The sequence below is a fragment of the Streptomyces sp. P17 genome, assembly GCF_032436805.1.
Taxonomy (GTDB): Bacteria; Actinomycetota; Actinomycetes; order Streptomycetales; family Streptomycetaceae; genus Streptomyces.
The window spans coordinates 50,681-60,271 of the sequence record NZ_JAVRBF010000056.1 but is presented as its reverse complement, the minus strand read 5'-3'; the positions used below and the strand labels follow the sequence as shown (position 1 = coordinate 60,271).

Sequence of the window (9,591 nt, the reverse complement as noted above, 5' to 3'; positions counted from 1 at the left end):
GCCAGGCGCCGCCGGTGACACCTGCGAGGGCGCTCATGACCGCTTCCTCGGGGTGCGGGCCGGGCCGTGGTTGTGCTTGGGCCTCATGCGGGTGCCTGCCTGGTGCAGGAGCCGGTAGACGGTGGCGACTGAGTAACTGCATTCTTTGGCGAGTTCCGGCACCGTGGCTCCGGCTTCGTAGCGCGTCCGCAGGGACATCGCGAGCTTCTGCCGCTCGGCGGCCCGCGCTGCGGCGCGCATCCGCAGCGTCTGCTGTGTGGTGCGAACGCTGCCGCCGGCCTCGATCAACAGTCGTCGGGCAGCGCGCCTCGTCTCTCCCGCAACCGCGGAGAGCTCGGTGAGGGTCGCGCCGTGCTGCTCGTACAACGTGCGCAGATGGGCCGCGAGGTGTTTGCGTGCCTGCGGGTCCTGGCGCATCCGACGGGTCTGCCATGACGTGCGCATCACGGTCCCGGCGTCGTGGAGCCGGTTGAGGACCGTGCCGTACGACAGACCACTGGCGGCGACGAGTTCGTCGACCGTGGCACCGGACTCGTACTGCTCGCGAAGGACTTGGGCGGTGACCTCGTCGCTGTGACTGGCCGGGATTGGAGGGGGTGGGTTCACGCTGCGGACTCCCATTCGCTGAGGGCTTCGGCATGGGCGGCGGCCAGCTCGTCGTAACTGCGCTGGTCGGCAGGGGTGATGAGGATCAGCCGTCCATCGGTGGCGATCCGCCAGTCGGGGGCGGCGCGGCCGGTGACCGGATCGAGGACGCATCCGTGGGGGGCCTGCCACGCGGAGGGAATCTCGTCGGGGCGTGGTGCAGGGACCAGGACCCGGCGCCCATCGCGGACGATCACGATGGCCTTGCTGCGGTGCTCCGACAGCCGCTCCAGCACATCCCGGTACGCGAGGCGCTCGGCGGCGTGCAGTGCCTTGCGCTGGGCCGCGATGCCCGTGGTTCCATGCCGCTGCGCGACGGAGTCCCAGCCCTGAGCCGGCTTGGCGATTTCTTCGGTCGCAGCCTCCGGAGAGCTGCTGCCGAAGCCTTCCAGGGCGCGAGGTGCGAGGGTCCAGGTCTCTCCGTTGTGGTGGACGAGGCTGTGGTCGGTCAGGCGTCGCAGGGTGCGGTAGACGGTGGCGCGGGATACCGATGATGAGCCGACGAGTTCGCCGACCGTTTGTGCCGGGCGGGCGTGCAGTGCGCCGATGATCATGAGGGCGGCGCTGCCCAGACCGTGGTGGGCGAAGGCGTCGTGGCCCATCAGACGGCCGATGACGGTGGAGTCGATGTCGGCCGCCGCCCCTGTCTCAGGGGTGGGCCACTCCTCAAGTGCCGGGTCGGGGGGGTACTGAGTGGTCCGGAAACGAGACTGCAGAGCGGGGATAGTGCGATCGCCGGCGCTGCCGTTGGCGAGGTACCAGGTCGAGCCCTCCCGGCCGTGGCCGACCCGCAGCCGGCGTAGCCAGCCGCGCGGCTTGAGGACCGTCTCGTAGACGACCCGGAGCGTCGTGCGGGAGATGCCCGCTTCCTCCGCCGTCTGCCGCTCGCTGGCGTGATGCAGAGGGCCGCCCGCGATCTCCGCGAAGTTCAGATGCGCCCGCAGCACCCGCAGCGCGGTCCGGCCCCGCTCCCCGCGCCACGGCGTCGTCTCGATCCGGTCCCGCAGTGCGGCGAGAACCTCGTACGCGTGCTGGCGCGACTCCAGGACCCTCGTGCTGCTGACCTCGGCCGAGGCGCTGGCCCATACCCGTCGGATGTAGTCCAGGGCGCGTGCCTGACCGGAGCGCAGCGCGATGCTCCGGGCGTGCCGCCCGCCCTCGTGCTCAGGGTGCAGCAACAGCCGCGTCAGCTGGTCGACGGTGCCGCCGGCGCGAGCGACATGGCAGGCGATGGCCGCCGTGATGCGGTGCCCATGTTCGGCCGTGCCCTGACGGTTCCCGCGCAGGGATACGCTCTGGCCGTCGGAGGCGAGCCTGCTGTAACTGCCCGCCGCGTAGCGGCCGGTGAGATCCCCGATCAGGATGAGATCGGCTGCAGCCGTAGGCAGCTGGTGAAGACCCAGTCGCTCGCCTGGGTGAAATGGCCGTCGGAGAGAACCTGTCTGGTAGGTGCTGTGTGGCACTGTGGAGCCGTCCCGCAAGGACAGAGACGCCACCCAGGCCCGCTAAAACCACGGGTGGTGTCCGGTACCGACCTCCAATCGGTGCCAGCGAAGCCTCCAGGATGCCAATCCTGGAGGTCTTCGTCTGCCTGGCTCCGGTGCTGGAGGCAGGCGTCCCCATCGCGGCTCGACCGAGGTCGATTCCGAGTGCTGTCAGCGGGCTCACAGCCTGATCAACGCCGTCTGACCTGGGCCGACCCGGACCAAAACAGAGGGCGGTTGCCTCTGATTGGCTCCGAGCAGCTCGGTTCGAATCGGGGTCGAATCAGAGCGGTTTCCTCTGACTGCCTCCGGTCGTCTCTGCAACCCGACCTAGCAGGTCACAGCCGGTTCGATCCCGAAAGCCGCAGGTCAGAAAGGTGCTCCAGGAATACCCGGCGTACAGCCCGACTCGTCTGCTCTCTTGGCTCCGACCTGGCCTTATGGCCTTGAGGTGGGGCCATTTTTTATCGTCGAGGAAGTTTCCTGGCATCTAAGTTAGATTCAATCTATGTAAGATGCAGTCTACGTTTCTTTCCCTGAGGGGTCGCCGATGGACTTCAAAGGCAGAGCGGCCGATCTCGATCTGCTGGGCCGGCAGCTCAGGTCTGTGATCGAAGGCGCGGGGGCCACCCGGGGGAAGGCCGTGATCATGACCGGGCGGCGGCGTGTAGGGAAGTCCCGTCTGGTTCAGGAGTTCTGCGACCGGTCCGGGGTGCCGTACGTGGTGTTCCAGGCGACCCGGGGCCGTAATCCCGTGGCCGAGCGGGCGGACTTCACCGCGGCGCTGGCGCAGTCCGCCACTATGCCGGGAGCGGAGCTCGTGGCCGGGTTGCGGGCCGCGGACTGGAATCAGGCGTTGCGCTCGCTGGCCATCGCGCTCCCGGATGACGCCCCGAGCATCGCTGTGATCGACGAGGTGCCGTGGCTGGTGGAGGGGGACGCGGAGTTCGAGGGGGCGCTGCAGACGGTCTGGGACCGTCATCTGTCCGCCAAGCCGGTCCTGCTCGTCCTGGTCGGCAGTGACATGTCGGTGATGGAGGCCCTGCAGTCCTACGGCCGTCCGTTCTTCGGGCGGGCGACGAAGATGACTGTCCAGCCGCTGCACCTGGCCGATGTGCAGGCGATGACGGAACTCGACGCAGCGGACGCGGTGGACGCGTTGCTGATCACAGGAGGCTTTCCGGAGATCGTCCAGTCGTGGCGGCCGGGGCTGAGCCGGGTGGACTTCCTGCGGGCGGCGGCGACCAACCCGCTGTCGCCGTTGCTGGTCGCGGGTGAGCTGTCGCTCCTTGGGGAGTTTCCCGAAGCCTCGCAGTCGCGGGCGGTGCTGGAGGCAGTGGGCAGCGGCGAGCGGACCTTCTCCGCCATCGCCGCCCAGGCCGGCGGGACGGGAGCACTGCCGTCGGGCACGCTGTCTCCATTGCTGAACACCCTGCAGGCCAAGCGGGTCCTGGCGGCCGACCTGCCCCTGTCCGGGAAGGCCGACACCAAGAACAAGCGCTACCGCATCGCAGATCCGTACCTGCGGTTCTGGCTGGCCTTCCTGCAGCGAGGGATCCCGCTCATCGAACGCGGTCGCGGTGATCTGGCTCTGGAGCGCATCGAACGCTCATGGGCGACCTGGCGGGGACGCGCCGTCGAGCCGGTCGTTCGCGAGTCCCTGCTACGGCTGCTGCCCGACGAGCACTGGCCTGAGACAGAGGCGGTGGGCGGCTGGTGGAATCGGCAGAACAACCCCGAGGTCGACCTAATTGGCGCGGACCGCGAACCCGTGGCGGGCGCGGTGCACTTCGTCGGCTCCATCAAGTGGCTGGAGTCCCAGCCTTTCGGCAGACGTGAATACGACACTCTCGTCCGGAACGTGCTGGCCGTACCAGGCGCCGGCCCGGACACTCCGCTGGTCGCGGTGTCCCGCAGCGGCGTGACCGACGATCTTCCCCTTGCGGCCCACTGGGGACCCGAAGACCTGGTACGGGCCTGGCAGTAGCCCGGGGCGCGGCACCGGCGGGGTTTCGTACTTCAGGGGCGACGGTGGGCAGAGGGCATCTCGCGAGTGGCTGGTTCCATCGACGGGCACTCGGCACACCGGAATTCGGTATCGGTCGAGGCGGATCGCAGAGCGGGCCCGTGCGGCGCGCCGTCCCGTGGGCGGTGGCTACCGTTCTACTGGTGGGAGGCCCCTGAAAGGAGCGCGGGCGCAACGTACGCAGTCCGCCCCTCGGTGGCAGCGGTGTTCCTGGCCGCTCAGCTCGGCGCTGCGTGATCTGCACAGCCCCAACTGATGGACGGCGGCCGTGACCTGCGGCCGCTGGCCGGTATGCGGCCGGAAGTTGAGGTGCGGTCCCGGCGGTCGCCCTGTTGCGGAACCGCCGGGGCACAGGCGCGCCGGGATCAGTTGGCCAGGGCCATGCGCTCGCGCGCGGAACGCGCGAACCCTGGGCTTGGCCAGGTCGGGCAAGACCGGCTGCGGGACGAGTTGGCCCGATTGGGCCTGTATGTCCAGGGCGTACGTGTGCATGTAGACGCGGACTCTCCAGATGTGGAAAGGGTTGCAAGAACCCGTAAAGGAAATGTGTCTCCTTGCGTCGGGTGGGTGCAGGCACTTCTGGTGCGCTACGCGGACGCCGACGGATATGTGACGTCCCGTGCCCTGGACGGAGTGATCCGGCTGGCCGGGCTCACCTTCCGTGAAGCGGCCACGCTTCGGGCGGCAGCACGCGTGAGGGACGTCGAAGCCGAGGTTCGGAACAGCCAGCGGCTGGGGCGGCCTCGTCATCGCCGGAGGGTGGGCCACAACGGCGGAGCGGCAGGTGTCCCCGCAGAACGGCGACTTCGCCGACGCGGTGGCGGCCACCATGTCCGTGCTGCACGTGGATCGTGTTCCATGGGGCCCGACGCTGATGCCGTACCCGGCGCAGCCAGATGGTCGGGCTAGCTCGCGCCCGCGCACCGACACGGCGTGCTCTGGCAGTTATGCCTGCTGCTTGAGGTGTTGGGAGAGGCGCTGGAAGGTGGACCAGGCGTGCGGTTCGGTTCCATCGCCCAGGGGGTAATGGAGGGCCGGTTCGGCCGAGGGGCCGACACGTGTGGGGGTGGGGCCGAGGGGTGGTTGCTCGGCGTGGGGCGGGCCGGTGCTCCTCGCCTCGTCGTGGCCGAGCGTGAAGGACACCGGGATCGGTGGGGGTTCGAGCTGCGCGGGGACGGTGAGGTCGCGGCGGGCGGCACGGAGCGATGTGAACAGGGTGACGAGACCGTGTTCCGCGTCGAGTTCGGCCGCGAGAGCCTCGATGGCTTGCCGGGGCGGTGTCTCGTTCCCGCCGTAGCCGAGCGCGAGGGTGATGTCTTCTTCGACGCCCGCCGTCGTCCGGAGCACGCGCATGGTGGCGAGAGCGGGCCGGTCGGGGTGGCCGATGGCGATCAGCCAGCTGGGTCGGGGTGCGCGGGCCCGGGCGAGGTCGGTCAACTGGCTGGTGGACCAGGGGAGGTTGACCGGTTCGGCGGTGCTCCAGCCGGTGGGCGGGGCGCCTGTCAGGTGCCGGAAGGCGGCCTCCAGGGCGCGACCGAGGACGAGATCCGCATCTGCGGGGTGTCGGGTGCGCAGGGTGAGGAGAAGCTGGCGCTCACCGGTCTCGGGGGCCGCTTTGAACGCCTCGGCCACGGAAGCGGTGCCGTCCTCGTCACGTACGGGGGTGAACGTGCCGTTCTTCCAGTGCAGTTCGGCACCGGACAGGCCGTCGTAGTAGCCGCGCTCGGGGCCTTGGACGACCCAGCGGTTGGGCGCCCCGCGCAGGGCGGTGCGGGTGGGCAGGGTCAGGCGCGCCGTGGGTGGCGTGACGATGTGCAGGGCTCGGTCGCTCTCGGCGGCCACGCGCAGGGCATCCGACAGCCAGCTGGTCATCGCGACCAGGGGACGGTCCTGGATCACCACGGCCGTGGTGGCGGTGAGGACGTCCACGGCCGGGGTCGCGGTGGTGGGGACGGGGATCGCCGAGACGTCGGTGGTGAGGGGGACGACATCCGTGGTGGCGGCCTCCGGCGGCCAGACCGTGCCGCCGAGCACGGTGGCCAGCCGTCCGGCGAAGGAGCCGGCGAGCCGGCCGGCCTCGGCGACGGCGGTGGAGGCGCGGGCCTCGGTCCACCACACCGGCCCTTCCTGGACCGCGTGACCCAGCAGACGGGCCGTCTCACCGGGGACCTGGACCAGGATGGGCGCCTCCACCGAGACCAGGGGGCGGCCGTCGGGGGCGCAGAGCTGGACGACGGCGCCGTCTGCCGTGGTGTTCACGCCGAGGTCGGGGCCGCCGGCGTAGAGGCCCGCCAGCAGGGTGGGCAGGTCCGGCATCTTGGGGGTGAGGGCGATGACGTCTTTGGTCACGGGCTCTCTTCGTCTGTTACGGCGGTCTGGACCAGCTGGTGGGGTCGGCCGCGGCGGACGAGCGTGCCCCGGCCCGGCGGCTGCTGGGAGGCGTACAGGCCGGGGAAGAGCTGGCCCTCGCTGCGCTCACCGGACATGAGGAGCGTGGTGGTGCCGGTCTCGAGGCCCGCCTGGTTCTCCAGGTTGGTGATCACCCCGGCCACGTGCGGGAGTTCGGCGAACGGGGCGAAGGTGGCGCCGCCCTTGTAGTCGACCAGGACGAGGGCGAGGTCTTCGGGGGAGTGGGCGGCGGCGAGGGCGAGGACGAGGGTGCGCAGCAGTTCGCTCTTGCCTGAGCCGGTGGCACCTACGCACAACCCGTGTGGGCCCATGCCGAGTTGCGAGGATTCCTTCAGGTCCAGGAGCACCGGTTCGTGGCGGTCCGTCAGGCCGATGGGGACGCGCAGGAAGTCGCGTTCGCCGCGTGGCGCCCACAGTCGGGGCAGGTCGAGGGCGGCGGGGTCATCAATGCCGAGCAGGGCGGGGAAGTCGACCGGCCCGGACACGGGGGTGCCCTCGGCGGCCGACTCCGCCGACAGGCGCAGCGGGGCGAGCATGCGGGCGATGCCCTCCGCACCGGCCGTGCTCGCCGGGTCGACCGTGCCCTGGGCGATGTTCCCGCGCAGGTCGTCCACGACGATCCGGTCGCCGTCGACGGTGATGCGCACGCTCACCTGGTCGGGCTCGTGGATCTGCTGCTCCAGTAGGTGCAGCACGGTGACGCCCATGTCGGGCAGCCCGACGGCCGAGTCCGGCGGCGGGAGTTCGGCCGCGGTGTCACCGTAGGAGTCGCTGATCATCAGCATGCGGGAGGTCAGCCGCAGCGCGTCCTGGCCCCGGCCGGACAGTCCGCGCCGCACCTCGGCCGCGTACCCGGCGCGCTGCCGCAGGTCGGGTGCGCAGAGCCGGTCCAGTTCGGGCAGATCGGCGGCGATGCGGCGGGCGGCGACGGGGCCGTCGTAGGTCTGTGGATCGAGGACGTGGGGCAGCCACTTGGCCCAGGCCCACTGCGGCTCGTCACCGGTGGCGATGGCTACCGCGACGTCGTCCGGGGCGTGCGTCACGGCGGTCTGCAGCAGCAGCGTCCGGGCGACCCGGAGGACGCCCTCGCGGTCGCCGAGGATGCTGACGTTCCCGGCGCGGTCCAGCGGAACGTTGAGCGGGAAGTCCGTCGCCGTGCCGAAGCGGTTCTGGAGGGCACGGGCCTCGTTCAGCATGAAGGGGTCCGGCGGGGTGAGGACACCGCCGGTGCTGTTCTGCGCGATGACCGGCGCCGGAGCGGGCACGTCGCCGGTGCCGGCCCGCACCGAGAGGAAGTCAGGGTCCGCACGGCGGCGTTCCCACAACCTGGCCGGATCCCTGACGAGGTCGTAGAGAGCCTCGGGCGGTGGGTTCAGTTCGCGTGCCGCCTGCCGTCGTGCCCGCTCGACGGAGCCCAACTCCTCGCGCAGCTCCTCCAAGTACTCCAGATAGCGCTCCCTCTGCACGCGCCGGGTGCGCTGCGCCTTGCCACGCTGGGACAGGAACAGTGCCACGGCTCCGAGCAGCGCGACGACCAGAACGAGGGCCCCGATCGCGGCGAACTGGCTGTTGCGGATGACGGTCATCAGCACGACGGAGCTGACGATTCCGGCCATGGGCAGGAGTGCGGTGGCCGCGTTGCCGACCTTGCCCTCCGGCAGGTTGGGGGGCGCCTCGACCGTCCGGGCCTCGGCAGGCGGGAGGGGACGGGTGCTGCGGGCGGGCCGGTGGACGACGTGCTGCGTCACCTGACCCTCACCGCCCGCCGCATCGCCTCGGCCGCGAGGCGGACGGCCGCGTCACGGGTGCTCCGGCCCAGCATGGCGGTGTGGATGGGGCCTCCTTGGGCGAGGTGACGGTCGTAGGGCAGCGGGACGACGAGCACGCCGGGTTCTCGCAGGTGTGCGACGGCGGCCTTCGCGTCGAGCGTGGCGTCAGGGGTGTTGGCGCTGAGCGCGACCACCGTGGTCGCCAGGGCGGAGTGCGGCAGCCGGGCCAGCCAGTCGAGGACCTGTCGGGTGCCGTGGATGCCCTCGGCGGTCATCGGGGCGACGATCACCCGCGCGTGCGCGGTGTCCATCGCCGTACGCGCCACCTCGCCGGGCAGCGTCTCGCAGTCCACCACCGTCACCGCGAAGTACCGGCGCAGGGCCAGCGTCACGGTCCGGTAGGCAGGGACGTCCAGCGGGGCGCCGACCCGTCCCTGGCCCGCGGGCAGCAGCCAGCCGCCGTCGGTCACCGGCACCAGGTAGCCGGTGACATCGGTGAGTTGCATGGAGGGGGTGAGGATCCGGGCGAGGTCGGCGCAGGACCAGCGCACCGTGTCCGCGCCCATGCGCACCGGGAGCGTGCCGAGGGCCGCGTCGGCCTCCAGGGTGAGCACCGGGTCGTGCCGGTAGTGGTTGAAGGTACGGCCGAGCAGGGCGGCAACCGTGGACTTGCCGACGCCGCCGCGGATCGAGGTGACGGCGATGACCCGGCCGGTGGTGACGGGCTGCTGCAACTCCTGGGCGAGGCGGGTCTGTTCGGTTACTTCCCGGGTGGCGGAGGCGGTGAGACGGCGGAGCGAGCCGCCGGCCCGGCGCGCGACCGAGTCGCCGTGCTGCGGGCCGCCCAGGGCCAGGGCGAGCCGGGGGCCGACGGTGGGGAGGGACTCGGGGACGTGGACGGGGACACGTGGGTCACCTGTCTGGCGCGGGGCCGGGGGCTGGGGCGGTTCGGGAGCGGCCTGGGCCGCCGGGGCGGGTAGGGCAGGAGCAGCCGGGTCCGGGGCGGCCTGGGCCGACGGGGCGGGCACGGCGGGAGTAACCGGGTCCGGGGCGGCCTGGGCCGCCGGGGCGGGCACGGCGGGAGTAACCGGGTCCGGGGCGGCCTGGGCCGCCGGGGCGGGCACGGCGGGAGTAACCGGGGCCGGGGCGGCCTGGGCCGCCGGGGCGGGCACGGCGGGACTAACCGGGTCCGGGGCGCCCTCCGCCAGCTCCCGCAGCACGTTCCGCTGCCAGTCTCCGCCCTCCGCCATGTCCGCCA

At 71.4% G+C, this 9,591-nt stretch carries 6 protein-coding genes and 1 pseudogene; 2 read left to right on the top strand and 5 right to left on the bottom strand.

What is annotated here, in order from left to right; translation table 11 throughout:
* Positions 1-33: 33 nt before the first annotated feature.
* Together RMT89_RS30635 and RMT89_RS30630 are read right to left on the bottom strand one after the other, a co-directional pair.
* Complete coding sequence (locus RMT89_RS30635; RefSeq protein WP_315887023.1) at positions 34-621, bottom strand: helix-turn-helix domain-containing protein; 588 nt, start codon at positions 619-621, stop codon at positions 34-36.
* Positions 603-2,108, bottom strand: a complete 1,506-nt coding sequence (locus RMT89_RS30630; protein ID WP_315887022.1) for a transcriptional regulator — start codon at positions 2,106-2,108, stop codon at positions 603-605. Before RMT89_RS30630 ends, RMT89_RS30635 begins: the two co-directional genes overlap by 19 nt.
* 571 nt (positions 2,109-2,679) lie before the next feature.
* On the opposite strand from RMT89_RS30630, the gene RMT89_RS30625 reads away from it, so the two are divergent.
* Positions 2,680-4,116, top strand: a complete 1,437-nt coding sequence (locus RMT89_RS30625) for a DUF234 domain-containing protein (protein WP_315887021.1) — start codon at positions 2,680-2,682, stop codon at positions 4,114-4,116.
* Positions 4,117-4,182: 66 nt separating this feature from the next.
* Entirely contained in the window at positions 4,183-4,392 is a 210-nt protein-coding gene (locus RMT89_RS30620) for a DUF6416 domain-containing protein (protein WP_315887020.1), read from the top strand.
* Between the two features lie 708 nt (positions 4,393-5,100).
* Here RMT89_RS30620 and RMT89_RS30615 read toward each other — a convergent pair.
* From RMT89_RS30615 to RMT89_RS30605, 3 genes and pseudogenes are all read right to left on the bottom strand, one after another.
* On the bottom strand, positions 5,101-6,504 hold the full coding sequence (locus RMT89_RS30615) for a DUF6177 family protein (RefSeq protein ID WP_315887019.1): 1,404 nt from the start codon (positions 6,502-6,504) through the stop codon (positions 5,101-5,103).
* A 161-nt stretch (positions 6,505-6,665) separates the two neighbouring features.
* Positions 6,666-8,312 (bottom strand): annotated as a pseudogene (locus tag RMT89_RS30610) (FtsK/SpoIIIE domain-containing protein); the annotation flags it as partial.
* On the bottom strand, positions 8,309-9,583 hold the full coding sequence (locus RMT89_RS30605) for a hypothetical protein (protein ID WP_315887018.1): 1,275 nt from the start codon (positions 9,581-9,583) through the stop codon (positions 8,309-8,311). The gene RMT89_RS30605 and the pseudogene RMT89_RS30610, both read right to left, overlap by 4 nt.
* Positions 9,584-9,591: the final 8 nt, after the last annotated feature.

Coding starts and splice junctions, on each gene's coding strand:
- RMT89_RS30635 (WP_315887023.1), bottom strand. CDS start 621: ATGGGAGTCCGCAGCGTGAACCCACCCCCTCCAATCCCGGCCAGTCAC.
- RMT89_RS30625 (WP_315887021.1), top strand. CDS start 2,680: ATGGACTTCAAAGGCAGAGCGGCCGATCTCGATCTGCTGGGCCGGCAG.
- RMT89_RS30605 (WP_315887018.1), bottom strand. CDS start 9,583: ATGGCGGAGGGCGGAGACTGGCAGCGGAACGTGCTGCGGGAGCTGGCG.